Here is an 18,157-nt window from a genome sequence, read left to right as displayed (position 1 = left end):
GTTTTACATACCGATGCCGAGATCAAATGCCTGCGCGACTTCTTCTGCTACCGCTGTATTGGCCGCATCATGATGAGCATTAACGTCAGGCAAGGACAGATCGCCTACCACCGCAGTGCGCTCCGCCATATATCGCGCAGCGCGGACATGCGCCACTGGCGTTGCCAGACCCAGCGAGAAGACCACAATCAGCGCATTGGTGAAAAGCAGTCCCAGATAAGAAGCGGTTTTCATGGATGAACGCAGTTTTACACGCTCACCGATGTGCGTCTGATTTAAGACATAATTACGTACGGCGACCACCTGATAACTGGCCACAACCAATGCACCGACGATCAGCACGACGAAAGCCATGAGGAAGCTGAACAAGTTACTTAACAGCATTGCACCGGCCATATCATCAGACATCACCCCCATCGCAACCATCTGGTACATCGTGGTGAAGAACGAGCCCATCAGCCAGAACGCCACAATCAGGAAAGGCAGGAATAATACGATGGCTAATAAACTGTACTTAATAAAGGTCGACTTTTTCAGCTCTGCGCGGAAAGCAGTATTTCCGAAAAAGTGATTATTGATGTACAAGTCATGCGTCATCGCGCTGATAATACCCTGAACCGCCGCAACGCCCGGAACCAAGGCCACGACAACTATTACGACGCTTATTAATATGGCGCTAATACTGGCCATCTGAACTGCAATCAACACCACGGCAGTAATCGGAATATACAACGCCAGCATTAATAAAATCGGGCACAGATACATTGTCCAGTAAGCACGCCCCACTTTGCAGTGATAGTTGAAACGCACACCGCGGAAGCTGGTCATGATCGCGTTATAGCGCCAGCTGCGGATCACTACCCACGGTAGTAACGCCAGAAAAGCCAGCGCAATCAACAATGCTAACTGAGGGAGTATCGCCGCCAGAATATAGAAAACAATAATGCCGCCGATCACCAGCAGACGCCCTTTCAATATTTGAATGGGCTTTGCATGATAGTCAAAACGATCTCCGTTAATTTCGGTATTACCTAAAAAATAACGGCGACGACGAACGGTCGCCCAGGCAGAATAAATCCCCAGAGTAATGATGGTTAATAATGCATTAACCAGCCATATTGCGAAATATTCCCCGCCCTTGCCATGAAAACGCACCTGATGCAGGTTATCGTTGTAGTGATTATTATCTGACATTTTTATCTTTCGTCCTGAAAGGAATGAGAAACACCCTTCTTAAAAAAGAAGGTTGCGTAGCACGATATATAACGCCGAAGATTTAATCACGCCCCTGACCTTGCAGGCAACGAATTATTGGCTCTGCCAATGAAAAAAATTCTCATTTGAGATAAGTAAAATCAGCGGGACACGCCTGCGGCGTTGCATCTGCACGCCCTAAGATGGTATTAAAACGGTCTGTTTGATTATTCATTGTGGGAACTAAGTGAGCAACATGACGACCACCTTTCCTGTCAGCGTGCTGGTGCGCCCGATCCGTCCCGAAGATAATGCCGCCATCGCTAACGTAATCCGCCACGTTTCAGCCGAATTTGGCCTGACTGCCGATAAAGGCTATACCGTCGCTGATCCGAATTTAGATCATCTGTATGAAAGCTACAGCCAGCCGCGTTGTGCTTACTGGGTGGTGGAACTGGATGGTGTGGTCGCCGGTGGCGGCGGTGTTGCTCCGCTCTCAGGCGCTGAACACGATTTGTGTGAATTACAGAAGATGTATTTCATGCCTTCCCTGCGCGGTCAGGGGCTGGCGAAACGTCTGGCGCTTCAGGCCATTGAACATGCGCGCTCACAGGGTTTTGCCCGCTGCTATCTGGAAACCACCGCCAGTCTTACACAGGCTATCGCGCTGTATGAGCGTCTGGGTTTTCAACACATTGACGGCGCAATGGGCAATACCGGCCATGTCGACTGTGAAGTGACGATGTTAAAACATCTCTGACACCGTTTCTTTCTTTATCAGCTCTTTGCAAACAGGCATCACATGTTCACACACAAAGCCATTTCAGCGTTAAACGAACTGGAACTGACGGTCTATAACTACATCGTCAAAAATGGCGATAAGGTCATGTACATGACCATTCGTGAACTGGCTGATGCGGCGGGCGTCTCAACGACAACCGTTCTGCGCTTTTGCAAGAAAATGGATTGCGACGGTTACTCTGAGTTTCGTATCCGTTTTAAACTGTTTTTAGAACATGAAGAAAAGCCACCTGTTTCATTTGGAATTAGCGAGATCATCAGCTATTTCAAAAGTATTAATAACAGCGAGTTCGATGAGTTATTAGATGAAGCGGCAAAACAAATAGCGAATGCCCAGCGTATTATATTTGTTGGCGTAGGAACATCCGGTTCACTCGGAAAATACAGCGCACGCTTTTTCTCTAATGTCGGGAAATTCAGCACCTTTATTGACGACCCTTATTTTCCGATCAACAGCGATATGTATAAAGATGCTATCGCCATTATTCTCTCTGTCTCCGGTGAAACGGAAGAAGTCCTGCGTTTTGCCACGCAGTTCAGCCAGCATAACTGCAAGATCATCAGCCTGACCAACAGCGAAACCTCAACGCTGGCTCGGATGGCAGACCTCAACATCTCCTACCACATGCCGCAAATCGTGCTCGAAGGCCAATATAATATTACCACTCAGATCCCCGTACTTTATATTATTGAAACCATCGGAAAAAAATTACCTTTAATAAAACGTGACTCAGCGCAATGAAAAAACAGGGTGTTTTTAAGATGTAACAAATCACCCGAATTGTTTTTTGTTATATCGTGACAATACCCTTTCTTTTGCTACACTCCTGCCAACGAGTAAAAAAACAAAAAAGCTCACCTCTGTATACCCGCAGGAGAATAATAAATAATGGCTATTGATTACGCTCAGACAGCTCAGGATATTGTTAAATATATTGGCGGCGATAATAATGTGATTAGCATCACACATTGTGCCACCCGTTTACGCTTTGTTCTGAAAGATAATAACGCCGTCGATAAAGAAGAATTAAAACGCGTGAAAGGCGTGATTACAGTTATCGAAGCCGGCGGCCAGATGCAGGTAGTGATCGGCAACCATGTGAGCGACGCGTATAAACAGGTTCTGAAACTGATTGAGATTGACGAAAACGCACCGGTTTCCGCGCCCAATGTGGGCATCGTCAGCCGCGTGATGGATGTTATCTCCAGCATCTTTACACCGTTCCTTTATCAGCTTGCGGCGTGCGGTATTTTGCAGGGAATTATCTCCTTCCTCGCTGCCGTCGGCATTATGGACGCGAACAGCGGCACCTACCGTATTCTCAACTTTGTGTCCTGGACAGCGTTTACCTTCCTGCCGGTGATGATTGCGTTTACCGCAGCCAAAAAATTCAACGTCAATCCGTTTACCGCAGTGATTACGGCCTGTGCGCTGATCAGCCCTGATTACATGAATATGGTGACGGCGTTTAAGATTACGTCGATCAACTCCGCCGATCCGGCCATGCAACAGCTGATGCGTGAAGCGGTCAGCAATCCTGATATGGCGAATATCCTGCAGAATGTAGTCGGTATTCCGGTTTCCGCGCCGACGCTCGATTTTCTCGGCATTCCGGTGAAATACCTGAGCTATACCGCGTCTGTTATCCCGATCATTCTGATGGTCTGGGCAATGTCGTATATCGAGCACTTCTTTAATAAAGTGCTGCCGGTGGTTATCCGCAATCTGTTCACACCGATGTTCTGTATCGCGATTATGGTACCGATGACGCTGCTGGTGTTTGGCCCGGTCGGAAACCTGATTGGTGGCGCGATTGGCGGCGTATACAACACGCTTTATCACCTCAGCCCGACCATTGCCGGTTTCGTGGTAGGTGCATTCTGGCAGCCGCTGGTAACGCTGGGCGTTCACTGGGGTATTACGCCGGTCACCGTCGGCAACTACGCTACGCTGGGTTATGACACCTTTACCGGTCTGCAGGCCTCCGCAGTCTTCGCGATGACCGGCAGTATGTTTGGCGTGTACCTGAAAACCCGCAGCCGCGAAATGAAAGGTATCTCGCTGTCCGCTGGCGTCACCGGCCTGTTTGGTATCACTGATACCTGCAATTTACGGTGTGGCGCTGCGCCTGAAAAAACCATTCCTGTGCAGCTGTGTCGCGGGCGGTATCGGCGGTGCGATCGCCGGTTCCTTTAACGCCGTGTCATGGAGCTACTGTCTGCCGGGTATCGCCGTACTGCCGGTGTTCTTCAAAGAAGGCCACATGCCGCAGTTCCTCGGTTTCCTGCTGTCGATTACCGTCGCCTTTGTGCTCGGTGCGCTGTTTACCTGGCTGGTCGGATTTAAAGATGAACCCGACGTTGCCGCGACCAAAAAAGTACAGGCAGAAACCCGACGTACCACTCAGGCAGAAATGAATTAAATCTGACATTACGATCTACAGGGCAGAAGCAATCTGCCCTCAATAAGTATCCAGGGAGAATCAAATGAGTCATCAGTTACCGAAAGATTTCTTATGGGGCGGCGCAGTCGCGGCGCATCAGGTGGAAGGCGGCTGGAACAAAGGCGGCAAAGGCATCAGCATCTGTGATGTCCTTTCCGGCGGCGCGCACGGCGTTGACCGTGTAATGACCGACGGCGTGCTTGACGGCTACAGCTATCCGAATCACGAAGCAGTCGATTTTTATTCGCACTACAAAGAAGACATCGCTCTGTTCGCAGAAATGGGCTTCAAATGTTTCCGTACCTCGATTGCCTGGACGCGCATCTTCCCGAACGGTGACGAATTACAGCCAAATGAAGCCGGTCTGCAATTCTATGACGACATGTTTGATGAACTGCTCAAACACAATATCGAGCCGGTGATCACCCTTTCCCACTTCGAAATGCCGTGGCATCTGGTGAAGGAATACGGTGGCTGGAAAAACCGTCAGGTAGTGGATTTCTTTGTACGTTTCAGCCAGGTGGTAATGGAACGCTACAAAGGCAAAGTGAAATACTGGATGACCTTCAACGAGATCAATAACCAGCGTAACTGGAAATATCCGTTGTTCGGTTATTGCTGCTCCGGTGTGGTATTTACCGGGGAGGAAAATCCGGAAGAAACGATGTATCAGGTGCTGCATCATCAGTTCGTTGCCAGCGCCAAAGTGGTCAGGCTCGGTCATGAAATCAACCCTGATTTCCAGATTGGCTGCATGATCGCCATGGTGCCGCTGTATCCGTTCTCCTGCCATCCGGACGACGTAATGTATTCCGTTGAGGCGATGCACGAACGCTTCCTGTTCAGCGACGTCCATATGCGTGGTTATTACCCGGCGTATGCGCTGAAAGAGTGGGAACGTCGCGGCTTCAACATCAAAATGGAAGACGGCGATTTGCAGGCGCTGCGCGACGGCTGCGCGGATTACATCGGCCTGAGCTATTACATGAGCAACGCGATTTCAGCGCACAATCCGAGTGATGATAATGGCTTGTCAGGCTTTGCTGGCAGCGTGCCAAATCCGCACGTGAAAGCGTCTGACTGGGGCTGGCAGATTGATCCCGTCGGGCTGCGTTACACCCTGAATATTTTGTACGAGCGTTATCAGAAGCCGTTGTTTATTGTCGAGAATGGCTTTGGTGCTATCGACAAAGCGGGTGATGACGGCGTCATTCACGACGATTACCGTATCGCTTATCTGAAAGCACATATCGAGCAGATGAAAAAAGCGGTGCTGGAAGATGGTGTGGATCTGATGGGTTATACGCCGTGGGGCTGCATCGACTGCGTGTCGTTTACCACCGGTCAGTACAGCAAACGCTATGGCTTTATCCACGTGGATAAAAATGACGATGGCACCGGCACCATGGCTCGCTCGAAAAAAGAGAGCTTCGGCTGGTATCAGAAAGTGATTGAGAGCAACGGGGAAGTGCTTTAATTAACTCCTCCCCCTGCGAAGGGGGAGGTCGGGAGGGGGTTTAGCTGACAACATCAAATGTAGAGTTATCATCAATACCCCACCCCAGCCCTCCCCTTCGCAGGGGAGGGAGCCAGATTAATGACGTTTCCCGTCATCATCTTCATCAACGAAATCTTCGTCTTCGCCTTCTTCACCTTCTTCGTCGTCATCGCCTTCGAAGTAAGTGCCCCAGCCGTCGTAGTTAACGCCGTTGGCTTCAGCCAGGTTCATCAGCTGTTCAACCTGAGCGTCGATCAGTTCCGCTTTCAGCGCGATTTCGCTGATCACGTCACAGCACATCACAACAGAACCGTCTTCTACTTCCAGTTCTTCAGGGTCAGTCACTTCGTAACCCAGCTTGAAAGCTTCGACTGCGGCTTTCTCCAGAACTTCAAACTTTTCTGAAGATAAGTGGTGTTCGATAGTGTAAAGCGCGTCAGGATCACTGCCATCATCCAGCAGTTCTTCGATGATTAAGCGAGTCTCTTCACGTTGTTCTTCCAGCAATTCACGGTTTGCCATATCTCTGTCCTCAATCAATGTGACGTTTGTACGCTATTTTCACACACCGCAGGGCGCGTCTCCACTATTAAAGAGAAAGTTTTCTCGGCGGGGTTGTAATTGCATATTCATCCAGTTAAATTGAATTTTAATTCAATCCGAAATGCTTACGCGCTATGGAGCTACATCATGAGTTTGTTGAGTAAACGTCATTTTCTCAGGTTACTGGATTTTACCCCGTCAGAGATTTCGTCACTGCTGAAACTCTCCGCAGAATTAAAAGCCGCTAAAAAGAACGGCACCGAAAAAGCCAGTCTGCAAGGCAAAAACATCGCGCTCATCTTCGAAAAAGACTCAACCCGCACCCGATGCTCTTTCGAAGTTGCCGCTTATGATCAGGGAGCGAAAGTCACCTATCTTGGCCCAAGTGGCAGCCAGATCGGCCATAAAGAATCGATGAAAGATACCGCCCGCGTCCTCGGCCGCATGTACGACGGTATTCAGTATCGTGGTTTCGGTCAGGATAAAGTCGAAATTCTGGCGCAATACGCCGGTGTGCCGGTCTGGAATGGTTTAACCAATGAATTCCATCCGACCCAGTTGCTGGCTGATCTGCTGACCATGCAGGAGCATTTACCGGGCCAGCCGCTGCAAGGTATGCGTCTGGCGTATCTGGGCGACACCCGTAACAATATGGGCAATTCACTGCTGGAAGCAGCCGCGTTATGCGGTCTGGATTTGCGTCTGGTCGCGCCTTCAGCCTGCTGGCCGGAAGCCGAACTGGTCGCCACCTGCACGCATCTGGCACAAGAAAATGGCGGCAATATCACCCTGACCGAAGATATTGCAGCCGGCGTGAAAGACGCTGATTTCCTGTATACCGATGTGTGGGTTTCCATGGGCGAGCCGAAAGAAGTCTGGAAAGAGCGTATTAATTTGCTGCGCCCTTATCAGGTCAACAGCGCAATGCTGGCACTGACCGGCAATCCGCAGGTGAAATTCCTGCATTGTCTGCCTGCATTCCATGACGACCAGACCACGCTCGGCAAGCAAATGGCGGAAGAATACGGCCTGCAAGGCGGCATGGAAGTCACGGATGACGTCTTTGAGTCCAGCCACAGCGTGGTGTTTGATCAGGCTGAAAACCGTCTGCACACCATCAAAGCGGTGATGGTCGCTACGCTCGGCAACGCCTGATTTATCCCCGACGTGCAGTAAGGATGAACTTTCTGCACGTCGCAATATTTACAACGTTTTGCACTTTATCCCGCCTGTTCCCGTCAGAAGACCTCATTTTCAACTACCCTTTTTAGAGCGCTTTGGTTTTAACCTGTTCAATAGAAAAAACAGAAACGCAGTAAGAAGGAACCGATATGAGCTCAGTTAATCTTGAGTATGTCCTGCGGCTGGAAAGCCTGTTAAGCAGGATTTACCCCAGGGAACACATCGCCGACCTGCTGAAAAAAATCCTGCATCTCGCCGACAAATGGAATTACGGCAAGCACCGCACCACCGATTGGGTGGATGGCACCAACATTTATCTGATTACTTACGGCGACAATATACGTCACGGTGAACAACCGCCGCTGGCGACGCTGAATCACTTCGCCAATACCTATCTGCGCGAGATTATCAGCGACATCCATATTCTGCCGATGTATCCGTACAGCACCGACGACGGCTTCAGCGTCATCGACTACCGCCGTATCGACGAACATCTCGGCGGATGGTCGGATATTCATCACCTTTCCGCGAATTTCAACCTGATGTTTGACTGCGTGATTAACCATATCTCCCGCTCAAGCGAATGGATGAAAGGCTATCTGCATGACGATCCTTATTACAAAGATTACTTTATTGCCTCGAATCCCGAGCTGGATTACAGCCGCGTTGTGCGCCCCCGCGCCTCGCCGCTGCTGACGCCGTTTATCAAAGCCGACGGCAATGAGTTATACCTGTGGACCACGTTCAGTGAAGATCAGGTGGATATCAATTTCAAAAATCCGCAGGTTCTGCTGGAAAGCATTGATGTACTGCTGCAGTACGCCGCCAGTGGCGGGCAGTCGATCCGCCTCGATGCGATTGGGTATATCTGGAAGGAGGCCGGGACGCGCTGCATTCACATGCCGCAGGCGCATAACATCATCAAAGTCTGGCGGACCATCCTTGATGAAGTGATTCCCGGCACGCGGATCATCACCGAAACCAACGTGCCGCATCACGAAAATATCAGTTATTTCGGTGAAGGCGATGAGGCACACATGGTGTATCAGTTCCCGCTGCCGCCGCTCACGCTGCACGCCTTTTTACGCCAGGACACCAGCACGCTCACCCAGTGGGCGCAAAGCCTGAATGCCGAAGCACGTTATCCTGACACCACCTATTTCAACTTTTTAGCCAGTCACGACGGCATCGGTCTGCGTCCGACAGAAACCTTCCTCAGCGATGACGAACGCAAATACATGGCGCAGGAAACCCTGCGTAAAGAAGGCCGCGTCTCTTATAAAGACAACGGCGATGGCACGCATTCGCCTTATGAACTGAACATCAATTACCTCAGCGCGCTGACCGAACCGGATGACGATACCGGACTGAAAGCGCGCAAATTTCTCGCCGCACAGGCGCTGTTGCTGTCGTTTATCGGCGTACCGGCGATTTATATCCACAGCCTGCTGGGCAGCGAGAACGATCTTGACGGTATGCATCAGTCCGGCATCAACCGCCGTATTAACCGTAAAAAGCTGGAGCTGGGAAAAGTTGAGGCAGAACTGGAGAAAAAGGACAGTCTGAGTGCCCGCGTTTTTTACGGTTTACAGGCGCTGATTAAGCACCGCCGCGAACATCCGGCATTTTCGCCACAGGCGGGGCAACGGGTGTTTGATCTGGGTAAATCGCTGTTTGCGATGGAACGTTATGATCCCAAAACGGAGGATCGGATCAGCTGCGTATTCAATATCAGCGATCATTCGCAGGTTCTGAAACTGGCAGTGGAAGGGAAAGATCTGATTAGCGGGGAAGCGTTTAACGGCCAGATGCGACTCCAGCCGTGGCAGGTGGTGTGGATCAAACACAAACTTAAAGCCCCGGAACGCCTCGGCAGACTGCGCCGCTGGCGGATGAAGCTGATCAAACGCACGAAGCGCTACACGATAAGCATCAAGCGGACAATGCGCTGACGTTCATTTTTACCACCGCTTTGCGCACATGGGCCGGTTCGCCCACCGCGCACAGCGGTTTATGCACTTCACCCGGATAGAACACCACAAAATCGCCGGTCTGCATGATCATGGTTTTTTCCTGCTCACCGGCGGCCAGAAACGCGATGTCTTTATCTTCCAGCCAGTCAGTATCCACATAACCTGCCGGTAAGTTGCTGAACGTCATGCCTTCGGTGCCGTTCAGCACAATCTGGATATCCAGATTACGGGCGTGGAATTCGGCACGGCGGTCGGCCTGCGGCGCGGTGGAATCATTGGAAATCAGCACAAACACATCGTCACCACGGATATCGTGTTTGCCCAGCGGCGTGTCCGCAGTGATGTGTTGCTTAACGTATTCAATGGCCTCGCACAATTCAGCGGGCAGATAAGGAACGAGATGCAGCGCGTGGATGTTTCCTGTGATCATCATAACCTCGGGTTTGTAATGCATGAGTGAAACAGCGTTTCATAAATACTAATCCTGTTTGCTGTCCGGTTGCCAGAGCGGGATCAAGATTTTAACTTCATGGGAAATATTTTTGCGGCTGAACGTCACCCCCAGCCGGGAAACAATGGTTATGCAGTAAGATTGCATAAACCCTGCGAGCATATTCAGTATGCCGCTTTCATCCTGTTGGTCTTACGGACTATTTCTAAAAACTCACCCGCCGGTCACATATTTAATTAAATCCAAAGCAGCGAAAACAGATAATAGTTATTTAGGATTTTTGAGAAGTTATAAATCTTTAATCACAAAAAAAGCCATTCTATGCAAACTCAGAATAAACCCTTTATTTTTTAGTGGATTAGGATTGAATAAATATTATCTCATACGGTCACTCACTGTCAGAAGAAATAATTACTCTCATATTCCGGTGATTATTCACTTTACTGAATATGCTAATAAATAAAACAATGATGTTTATCAATCAACAGGTAACCATCACCATGGTTTTATTCTGATGCGATCGAAGTCACATATTAAATGCCTGCGCGGAATATTATTCACTCCGTTCCGGGCGCACTTCCTTCCAGGCTGAATAACGCGTTTTATTCTCCACGGGATTTCTTCATCTGAAATTAAGCTGAAATTTAGCTGAAATTGACCGGAACATTATTTCGTCTTTTAAAAGGGATAAATATGAAACGGCATTATGTAGGATCCGAAATAGGCCAACTTCGCAGCGTGATGCTTCACCGGCCAAATTTAAGTTTGCAGCGACTGACCCCCTCCAACTGTCAGGAATTATTATTCGATGATGTGCTGTCTGTTGAGCGGGCCGGGAAAGAACATGACATTTTCAGCCAGACCCTGCGCCAGCAAGGCGTGGAAGTTTTATTGCTGACTGACCTGCTGACTGAAACCCTCGACAACCGCGAGGCCAAAGACTGGCTGCTCAGCCGGCAAATCTCGGATTACCGGCTGGGGCCACAATTTGCCGAAGAAATCCGCGGCTGGCTGGCAGATTTACCCCACCGGCAAACGGCCCGGTTCATGAGCGGCGGATTAACTTACAGCGAAATCCCCGATACTTTTCATAATATGGTCACGGATACACATCAGTTAAATGATTTTGTGATTAATCCATTACCCAATCATTTATTTACCCGCGACACCTCCTGCTGGATATATAACGGCGTATCGGTGAATCCGATGGCAAAAGAGGCGCGTAAACGGGAAACCAATAATCTGCGAGCCATATATCGCTGGCATCCGCACTTTGCCGATAACGAATTTATTACTTACTTTGGCGATGATGAATTTAATTATGACCACGCGACACTGGAAGGCGGTGATGTATTAGTCATTGGTCGTGGCGCGGTATTAATTGGCTTATCCGAACGTACGACGCCGCAGGGTGTGGAGTTCCTCGCCCGTTCGCTGTTCAAACATCAGCAAGCCACCAAAGTGATTGCACTGGAATTACCCAAACATCGCTCCTGCATGCACCTCGATACCGTCATGACCCATATCGACTTCGACACCTTCTCCGTCTACCCGGAAGTCGTCCGCGACACCACCCAGTGCTGGACGCTGACCGATGACGGCCACGGCGGCCTGCGCCGCACCGAAGAACCGCAGTTCGTGCGGGCAATCGGTAAGGCGCTGGGCACTGATGACATCAAACTCATCACCACCGGCGGCGACAGTTTCGAGGCCGAACGCGAACAATGGAACGATGCCAATAACGTCCTGACCGTGCGCCCCGGCGTGGTGATCGGCTACGAGCGCAACACCTGGACTAACGAAAAATACGATAAAGCCGGGATCACCGTTCTCCCCATTCCGGGCGATGAACTGGGAAGAGGCCGCGGCGGCGCGCGCTGCATGAGCTGCCCGCTTGAACGCGACGACATCTGATCACTGACTCCGGGGAAATTTCATGAACAAACCTGTTCTGGTTGTCGCTCTGGGCGGCAACGCATTACTGCGCCGTGGCGAACCGCTAGAGGCCGAACTTCAACGCAAAAACATCTGTGTGGCGGCAAAAACGCTGGCTGCGCTATGCCAGAAATGGCGGGTTGTGCTGGTACACGGCAACGGCCCGCAGGTCGGATTACTGGCGCTGCAAAACAGCGCCTGTCCGGCAGTCGCGCCCTACCCGCTCGATATTCTGGTAGCACAAACTCAGGGGATGATCGGCTATCTGCTGCAACAGGCGCTGAAAAATTGTCTGCCGGAAAGTCGCGTCTGCACCCTGCTGACGCAGGTGGAAGTCAGCCTGCTCGATCCGGCCTTTGATAACCCGACGAAATACATCGGCCCGGTTTATACGCAGGCGCAATCGGAAAATCTGGCTGCCGAAAAAGGCTGGGCGATGAAAGCCGACGGGCAGCATTTTCGCCGCGTGGTCGCTTCCCCTCAACCACAGCGCATCCTCGAGATTGATGCCATCCGGGCCTTGCTGGATCAGCACTATCTGGTCATCTGCAATGGCGGCGGCGGCGTGCCGGTTCATCAGACCAATGACGGGCTGAAGGGCGTGGAAGCCGTCATCGACAAAGACCTCTCGGCGGCGCTGCTGGCGCGTCAGTTACAGGCCGACGCGCTGTTGATCCTGACCGATGCCGATGCGGTGTACCTCGGCTGGGGCACGCCTGAGCAGCGGCCGCTGCATCACATCACGCCGCGGGATCTCGCTGCTATGACCTTCGATGCCGGATCCATGGGGCCGAAAGTCAATGCCGCCTGCCAGTTTGTCGATGCCTGTCACGGGCTGGCGGGGATCGGCGCACTGGAGGATGGCGAAGCCATTCTGGCCGGCCTGAAAGGCACCTGTATCCGCGCGGAATAACCCGCTCCCATTTCATTATTTCAGGATGATTTTATGACTACTACATTGAAAAACCGTCATTTCCTTAAGCTTCTTGATTTCACGCCGGAAGAAATTCAGCAACTGATCACCCTGGCGCTGGCGCTGAAAGACGATAAGAAAACAGGACAGGAACGCCCCTGCCTGCGCGGAAAAAATATTGCGCTGATTTTTGAGAAAACCTCCACCCGCACCCGCTGTGCGTTTGAAGTCGCCGCGTTTGATCAGGGCGCACACGTGACCTATCTCGGCCCTGGCGGCAGCCAGATCGGACACAAGGAGTCGATGAAAGATACCGCGCGTGTGCTGGGCAGAATGTACGACGGCATCGAATACCGGGGGTTTGCGCAGAAGATTGTGGAAGAGCTGGCGGAATTCTCCGGCGTACCGGTATGGAACGGGCTGACCGATGAGTTTCATCCGACCCAAATCCTGGCCGACCTGATGACCATGCTTGAACACTCGCCGGGCAAAGAACTCAGTCAGATCAGCTTCGCTTATCTGGGCGATGCCCGAAACAATATGGGGAATTCCCTGATGGTCGGCGCGGCGAAAATGGGGATGGACATCCGTCTGGTCGCGCCAAAATCCTTCTGGCCGGAAGAGACGCTGGTCGCTGTCTGCCGCGATATTGCCCGCACTACCGGCGCAAGGATCCTGCTGACAGAACACGTTGATGAAGGTGTACAGGGCGTCGATTTTCTTTATACCGATGTCTGGGTGTCGATGGGCGAAGCAAAAACTGCCTGGGCAGAACGTATCAGCCTGATGACCCCGTATCAGGTTAACGCCGCGGTGCTTAACGCCACCGGCAATCCTGACGTCAAATTTATGCACTGCCTGCCCGCTTTCCATAACGAAGAAACCACACTCGGAAAGGAGCTGGAAATCGCTTACGGCATGAAAGGGCTGGAAGTGACGGATGACGTTTTTGAGTCCCCGCATTCCATCGTTTTTGATGAAGCCGAAAACCGTATGCACACCATAAAAGCGGTCATGGTCGCCACGCTTGGCGATGACTAAGCCCCTTGCGTGAAGGCGTTTTGCCTTCACGCCTTCTTTAAGGATTACGTTTATGCGTACATTCAAATTCCCTTCTGCCTACACCATTTTATTTGTGCTTATCGCGCTGGTTGCAGGCCTGAGCTGGATTATCCCCGCCGGTCAGTACGACATGGCGATGAATGCCGGACTGGGTAAAGAAGTCCCCGTCTCAGGCACCTATCACGCCGTGACCGGCAATCCGCAGGGGCTGGTGGATATTTTCCTCGCGCCCATTGATGGCCTGTACAACCACACCACCGGTCAGGCCGGCGCGATTGATGTCGCCTTATTTATTCTGATCATCGGCGGTTTTCTGGGCATCGTGACCAAAACCGGAGCCATCGACGCCGGAATAGAGCGGGTTACCGTCCGGCTGAAGGGCAAAGAAGAGTGGATGATCCCCATTCTGATGGCACTGTTCGCCGCCGGAGGCACCATTTACGGCATGGCCGAAGAATCATTGCCGTTTTATACCCTGCTGGTGCCGGTGATGATGGCGGCACGTTTCGATCCGCTGGTGGCTGCGGCTACCGTGCTGCTCGGTGCAGGCATCGGGACGCTCGGTTCGACGATCAATCCTTTTGCGACGGTGATTGCCGCCAACGCCGCCGGGATCCCCTTTACCAGCGGGATCGGCCTGCGCGTGGCGATCCTGATCGTCGGCTGGCTGATCTGCGTGATCTGGGTAATGCGCTATGCCCGTAAAGTGCGCCGCGATCCCTCACTCTCCATCGTGGCGGATCAGCAGGAAAGCAACCGCGCCCACTTTCTCGGAAACCGCAGCGATGAACTGCTGCCCTTTACCGGCGTGCGCAAAATCATCCTGCTGATCTTCGCACTGGCTTTTGTGGTGATGATTTATGGCGTATCGGTAAAAGGCTGGTGGATGGGGGAAATCTCCGGCGTTTTCCTGGCTGCGGCGATCCTGGTGGGGCTGGTTGCGCGGATGAGTGAAGAGGAGCTGACTTCCACCTTTATCGATGGCGCACGCGACCTGCTCGGCGTGGCGCTGATCATCGGTATTGCCCGTGGCATTGTGGTGATCATGGACAACGGCATGATTACCCACACTATTTTGCACAGCGCCGAAGGCATCGTTTCCGGATTATCCAACGTGATCTTCATCAACGTCATGTTCCTGCTCGAAGTAGTGCTGTCCTTTCTGGTGCCCTCTTCTTCCGGTCTGGCGGTGATGACCATGCCGATTATGGCGCCGCTGGCCGATTTCGCGCATATCGGCCGTGAACTGGTGGTCACTGCGTATCAGTCCGCATCCGGCCTGGTCAATTTGGTCACACCGACCTCCGCCGTCGTGATGGGCGGTCTGGCCATCGCGCGGGTGCCTTATGTCCGCTGGCTGAAATGGGTCGCACCTTTACTGGGGATATTACTGGTATTACTGATGTTAGCGTTAAGTCTCGGTTCTTTGATTTAAGTCTTTGTAGAAAATGATTTTTTTGCCATGTTGACGTCCTTTTATTTACCGGGAATATAACCATGAAAAGAACGTTGTCTGCACTTGAAAAAGAACACCAGCAACTGATCCTCTGCCATCAGCTGATTGCCAGCCGGAGTTTTTCATCACAGGAAGAATTGCGGCAGGAATTCCAGCGGGCGGGATACAGGAATATCGGCCAGTCCACCATTTCACAATTACTGAAAACGCTGGGTGTGATGAAGGTGCAGAATGCCAAAGGCAAAAAGATTTATGCCCTGAATGAGCAGTCTCAGCTTGTTCCTGATGCCCTGAGGTCAGTAAGTGAAATGGTCACCGATGTGGATCACAACCCTCAGTTTGTGGTGGTCCATGTCATGTCGGGCTATGGCCGCGCCGTGGGACGGATTATCGATCAGCACCGTTTGCCGGAGGTGCTCGGGGTGATCGCGTCGAGCACTTCCGTGCTGGTAGCACCACGGGAAACGACAGCGCTGGACAGAGTTTGCAGGACAATCAGGCGGATACTGGCGATAAAGGAAAACCACAGCAGCAACCGATTGCCCTAGGCCATTTTTCCGCTTGACGCCGTCAGTGAGCCGCCTATAATGCGCCACAATTTGCCGGGAGAACCCATGAACAATCGCCACGTTTTGTGCTCAGATGATCGACCAAACGCCGTGCCATCAGGCAGCCCGCTGCCGTTGTTCTTCCGTGGTATTACCGTTTTATTGAAAGCCCCTCATTGAGGGGCTTTTTTTTGTCCGGAATTTGAGTGCCCCACTTTTTACGCGTAAAGAACAGGAGAATGACTATGGCCAATCCGCTGTATCAGAAAGACATCATTTCGATCAACGATCTCAGTCGTGAAGAGCTGGAGCTGGTTCTCGATACCGCTGCCAGCCTGAAAGCCAACCCGCAGCCTGAATTGCTGAAACACAAAGTGATCGCCAGTTGTTTCTTCGAAGCCTCAACCCGCACCCGCCTGTCGTTTGAAACCTCAATGCATCGTCTGGGTGCCTCGGTGGTCGGTTTCTCCGACAGCAGCAACACGTCGCTTGGTAAAAAAGGCGAGACGCTGGCCGACACCATTTCGGTCATCAGCACGTATGTCGATGCAATTGTGATGCGTCACCCGCAGGAAGGCGCGGCACGTCTGGCAACCGAATTCTCCGGCGGTATTCCGGTGCTCAACGCCGGGGACGGTGCGAACCAGCATCCGACCCAAACCCTGCTGGATTTGTTCACCATTCAGGAAACGCAGGGGCGTCTCGACAACATCAAAATCGCCATGGTCGGTGACCTGAAATATGGCCGCACGGTACATTCCCTGGCGCAGGCGCTGGCGAAATTTAACGGTAACCGTTTCTACTTTATCGCCCCGGATGCGCTGGCAATGCCGGGCTATATCCTGAGCCTGCTGGAAGAGAAAGGCATCGAATACAGCCTGCACAGCAGCATTGATGAAGTGGTTTCTGAAATCGACATCCTGTACATGACCCGCGTACAGAAAGAGCGTCTGGATCCGTCGGAATATGCCAACGTGAAAGCCCAGTTTGTGCTGCGCGCCGCCGACCTGACGAATGCTCAGCCGCACCTGAAAGTACTGCATCCGCTGCCGCGTATCGATGAAATCACGCCGGATGTGGATAAGACGCCATACGCCTGGTATTTCCAGCAGGCCGGAAACGGGATTTTTGCGCGTCAGGCTTTGCTGGCGCTGGTTCTGAACGCAGACACTGCACAGTAAACTTGAGGAGAAAACTTTATGACGCACGACAATAAACTTCAGGTTGAAGCGATCAAATGCGGTACCGTTATCGACCATATTCCGGCACAGGTCGGGTTTAAATTGCTGTCTCTGTTCAAGTTTACCCAGACTGAACAACGTGTGACCGTCGGCCTGAACCTGCCGTCCGGCGAACTTGGCCGCAAAGACATTATCAAAATCGAAAACACCTTCCTGACCGACGAACAGGTCAATCAGCTGGCGGTATATGCCCCGCGTGCAACGGTGAACCGCATCGACAATTACGACGTGGTGAAGAAGCTGATGCCGACGCTGCCGGACCGTATTGTCGGCGTGCTGCGCTGCCCGAACGGCAACTGCATCAGCCGTTTTGAACCGGTGGATTCCAGCTTTGCAGTCAAGCAACGTGCGGACGGCGTGCACCTGAAATGCAAATACTGCGAGAAAGAGTTTGAGCATCAGGTGGTGCTGAACAATGATTAACCCTTTATACTGAGGGATAATTTTTTATTCACTTTAACTCAAATCAGGAGACATTATGTCCCGCGAAATCAGCACTGAAAACGCCCCTGCCGCTATCGGTCCTTACGTTCAGGGCGTGGATCTGGGCAGCATGATCATCACTTCCGGCCAGATCCCTGTGGATCCTAAAACCGGCGCGGTCGCCGACGATATCGCTGCGCAGGCACGTCAGTCACTGCAAAACGTGCAGGCGATCGTTGAAGCCGCTGGCCTGAAAGTTTCAGACATCGTCAAAACTACCGTTTTCGTGAAAGATCTGAATGACTTCGCCACCGTTAACGCCACGTACGAAGCGTTCTTCACTGAACACAACGCTCCGTTCCCGGCGCGTTCCTGCGTTGAAGTTGCCCGTCTGCCAAAAGACGTAAAAATCGAAATCGAAGCCATCGCCGTCCGCCGTTAATTCGCGCCAGCCATGCACCAGACCAGCCTGCGGGCTGGTTTTTTTTGCCCC

The 18,157-nt window shown here is 51.8% G+C and carries 16 protein-coding genes and 1 pseudogene; 14 read left to right on the top strand and 3 right to left on the bottom strand.

All coding sequences use genetic code 11. From position 1 onward, the window contains the following. Positions 1-3 precede the first annotated feature (3 nt). Complete coding sequence (locus tag ACJY2G_RS01020; protein WP_430319907.1) at positions 4-1,194, bottom strand: YjgN family protein; 1,191 nt, start codon at positions 1,192-1,194, stop codon at positions 4-6. 256 nt (positions 1,195-1,450) lie between these two features. On the opposite strand from ACJY2G_RS01020, the gene ACJY2G_RS01015 reads away from it, so the two are divergent. The 4 genes and pseudogenes from ACJY2G_RS01015 to ACJY2G_RS01000 all read left to right on the top strand — a co-directional run bounded on the left by ACJY2G_RS01015 (position 1,451) and on the right by ACJY2G_RS01000 (position 5,916). Then, positions 1,451-1,954, top strand: a complete 504-nt coding sequence (locus tag ACJY2G_RS01015; protein WP_120162208.1) for a GNAT family N-acetyltransferase — start codon at positions 1,451-1,453, stop codon at positions 1,952-1,954. Positions 1,955-1,996: 42 nt separating this feature from the next. Then, the gene (locus tag ACJY2G_RS01010) at positions 1,997-2,737 is read left to right on the top strand and encodes a MurR/RpiR family transcriptional regulator (RefSeq protein ID WP_112289436.1); all 741 of its coding nucleotides are present in this window, start codon (positions 1,997-1,999) and stop codon (positions 2,735-2,737) included. A gap of 147 nt (positions 2,738-2,884) precedes the next feature. Then, positions 2,885-4,418: pseudogene (locus tag ACJY2G_RS01005) on the top strand (PTS transporter subunit EIIC). A 64-nt stretch (positions 4,419-4,482) separates the two neighbouring features. After that, a complete protein-coding gene (locus ACJY2G_RS01000) occupies positions 4,483-5,916 on the top strand; it encodes a 6-phospho-beta-glucosidase (RefSeq protein WP_113876754.1) in 1,434 nt (477 codons plus the stop codon). A gap of 117 nt (positions 5,917-6,033) precedes the next feature. Here ACJY2G_RS01000 and rraB read toward each other — a convergent pair whose 3' ends face one another. Further along, the gene (gene rraB, locus ACJY2G_RS00995) at positions 6,034-6,459 is read right to left on the bottom strand and encodes a ribonuclease E inhibitor RraB (protein WP_112288111.1); all 426 of its coding nucleotides are present in this window, start codon (positions 6,457-6,459) and stop codon (positions 6,034-6,036) included. A gap of 168 nt (positions 6,460-6,627) precedes the next feature. Here rraB and argF (ACJY2G_RS00990) point away from each other — a divergent pair, with 168 nt between their 5' ends. Both argF (ACJY2G_RS00990) and ACJY2G_RS00985 read left to right on the top strand, forming a co-directional pair. Next, complete coding sequence (argF, locus tag ACJY2G_RS00990; RefSeq protein ID WP_430319905.1) at positions 6,628-7,635, top strand: ornithine carbamoyltransferase; 1,008 nt, start codon at positions 6,628-6,630, stop codon at positions 7,633-7,635. 176 nt (positions 7,636-7,811) lie between these two features. After that, entirely contained in the window at positions 7,812-9,614 is a 1,803-nt protein-coding gene (locus ACJY2G_RS00985) for a sugar phosphorylase (RefSeq protein ID WP_439291060.1), read from the top strand. Here ACJY2G_RS00985 and ACJY2G_RS00980 read toward each other — a convergent pair. Further along, a complete protein-coding gene (locus tag ACJY2G_RS00980; RefSeq protein ID WP_430319959.1) occupies positions 9,595-10,065 on the bottom strand; it encodes a YhcH/YjgK/YiaL family protein in 471 nt (156 codons plus the stop codon). The two genes, ACJY2G_RS00985 and ACJY2G_RS00980, sit on opposite strands and share 20 nt — an antisense overlap. Positions 10,066-10,779: 714 nt before the next feature. On the opposite strand from ACJY2G_RS00980, the gene arcA reads away from it, so the two are divergent. The 8 genes from arcA to ridA all read left to right on the top strand — a co-directional run bounded on the left by arcA (position 10,780) and on the right by ridA (position 18,106). Then, positions 10,780-12,000 (top strand): arginine deiminase, encoded by a 1,221-nt coding sequence (arcA, locus tag ACJY2G_RS00975; protein ID WP_430319903.1) that lies wholly within the window; start codon positions 10,780-10,782, stop codon positions 11,998-12,000. A gap of 22 nt (positions 12,001-12,022) precedes the next feature. Beyond that, entirely contained in the window at positions 12,023-12,934 is a 912-nt protein-coding gene (gene arcC, locus ACJY2G_RS00970; protein ID WP_439291058.1) for a carbamate kinase, read from the top strand. Positions 12,935-12,967: 33 nt separating this feature from the next. Continuing rightward, on the top strand, positions 12,968-13,975 hold the full coding sequence (argF, locus tag ACJY2G_RS00965) for an ornithine carbamoyltransferase (RefSeq protein WP_430319901.1): 1,008 nt from the start codon (positions 12,968-12,970) through the stop codon (positions 13,973-13,975). Between the two features lie 52 nt (positions 13,976-14,027). After that, the gene (locus tag ACJY2G_RS00960) at positions 14,028-15,431 is read left to right on the top strand and encodes a YfcC family protein (protein ID WP_120162131.1); all 1,404 of its coding nucleotides are present in this window, start codon (positions 14,028-14,030) and stop codon (positions 15,429-15,431) included. Between the two features lie 62 nt (positions 15,432-15,493). Further along, positions 15,494-16,000 (top strand): arginine repressor, encoded by a 507-nt coding sequence (locus ACJY2G_RS00955; RefSeq protein ID WP_113876747.1) that lies wholly within the window; start codon positions 15,494-15,496, stop codon positions 15,998-16,000. Between the two features lie 245 nt (positions 16,001-16,245). Then, a complete protein-coding gene (gene pyrB, locus ACJY2G_RS00950; RefSeq protein WP_112288103.1) occupies positions 16,246-17,181 on the top strand; it encodes an aspartate carbamoyltransferase in 936 nt (311 codons plus the stop codon). 18 nt (positions 17,182-17,199) lie between these two features. After that, a complete protein-coding gene (gene pyrI, locus ACJY2G_RS00945) occupies positions 17,200-17,664 on the top strand; it encodes an aspartate carbamoyltransferase regulatory subunit (RefSeq protein WP_013577172.1) in 465 nt (154 codons plus the stop codon). A 55-nt stretch (positions 17,665-17,719) separates the two neighbouring features. After that, entirely contained in the window at positions 17,720-18,106 is a 387-nt protein-coding gene (gene ridA, locus ACJY2G_RS00940) for a 2-iminobutanoate/2-iminopropanoate deaminase (protein ID WP_120162132.1), read from the top strand. The last annotated feature ends 51 nt before the right edge of the window (positions 18,107-18,157 follow it).

The organism is Rahnella sp. ATs2 (genome assembly GCF_051851855.1).
In the GTDB taxonomy this organism is placed as follows: Bacteria; Pseudomonadota; Gammaproteobacteria; order Enterobacterales; family Enterobacteriaceae; genus Rahnella; species Rahnella variigena.
Note: the sequence above shows the minus strand (reverse complement) of the source record. Positions and strands in the feature narration are given on the sequence as shown.

Excerpts from the sequence above, each read along its gene's own strand:
- ACJY2G_RS00985 (WP_439291060.1), top strand. The coding sequence starts at position 7,812 with ATGAGCTCAGTTAATCTTGAGTATGTCCTGCGGCTGGAAAGCCTGTTA.
- ACJY2G_RS01020 (WP_430319907.1), bottom strand. The coding sequence starts at position 1,194 with ATGTCAGATAATAATCACTACAACGATAACCTGCATCAGGTGCGTTTT.
- pyrB (WP_112288103.1), top strand. The coding sequence starts at position 16,246 with ATGGCCAATCCGCTGTATCAGAAAGACATCATTTCGATCAACGATCTC.
- rraB (WP_112288111.1), bottom strand. The coding sequence starts at position 6,459 with ATGGCAAACCGTGAATTGCTGGAAGAACAACGTGAAGAGACTCGCTTA.
- ACJY2G_RS00960 (WP_120162131.1), top strand. The coding sequence starts at position 14,028 with ATGCGTACATTCAAATTCCCTTCTGCCTACACCATTTTATTTGTGCTT.
- ridA (WP_120162132.1), top strand. The coding sequence starts at position 17,720 with ATGTCCCGCGAAATCAGCACTGAAAACGCCCCTGCCGCTATCGGTCCT.
- arcC (WP_439291058.1), top strand. The coding sequence starts at position 12,023 with ATGAACAAACCTGTTCTGGTTGTCGCTCTGGGCGGCAACGCATTACTG.
- ACJY2G_RS00980 (WP_430319959.1), bottom strand. The coding sequence starts at position 10,065 with ATGATCACAGGAAACATCCACGCGCTGCATCTCGTTCCTTATCTGCCC.
- ACJY2G_RS01015 (WP_120162208.1), top strand. The coding sequence starts at position 1,451 with ATGACGACCACCTTTCCTGTCAGCGTGCTGGTGCGCCCGATCCGTCCC.
- ACJY2G_RS01010 (WP_112289436.1), top strand. The coding sequence starts at position 1,997 with ATGTTCACACACAAAGCCATTTCAGCGTTAAACGAACTGGAACTGACG.
- argF (WP_430319901.1), top strand. The coding sequence starts at position 12,968 with ATGACTACTACATTGAAAAACCGTCATTTCCTTAAGCTTCTTGATTTC.
- ACJY2G_RS00955 (WP_113876747.1), top strand. The coding sequence starts at position 15,494 with ATGAAAAGAACGTTGTCTGCACTTGAAAAAGAACACCAGCAACTGATC.
- arcA (WP_430319903.1), top strand. The coding sequence starts at position 10,780 with ATGAAACGGCATTATGTAGGATCCGAAATAGGCCAACTTCGCAGCGTG.
- argF (WP_430319905.1), top strand. The coding sequence starts at position 6,628 with ATGAGTTTGTTGAGTAAACGTCATTTTCTCAGGTTACTGGATTTTACC.
- ACJY2G_RS01000 (WP_113876754.1), top strand. The coding sequence starts at position 4,483 with ATGAGTCATCAGTTACCGAAAGATTTCTTATGGGGCGGCGCAGTCGCG.
- pyrI (WP_013577172.1), top strand. The coding sequence starts at position 17,200 with ATGACGCACGACAATAAACTTCAGGTTGAAGCGATCAAATGCGGTACC.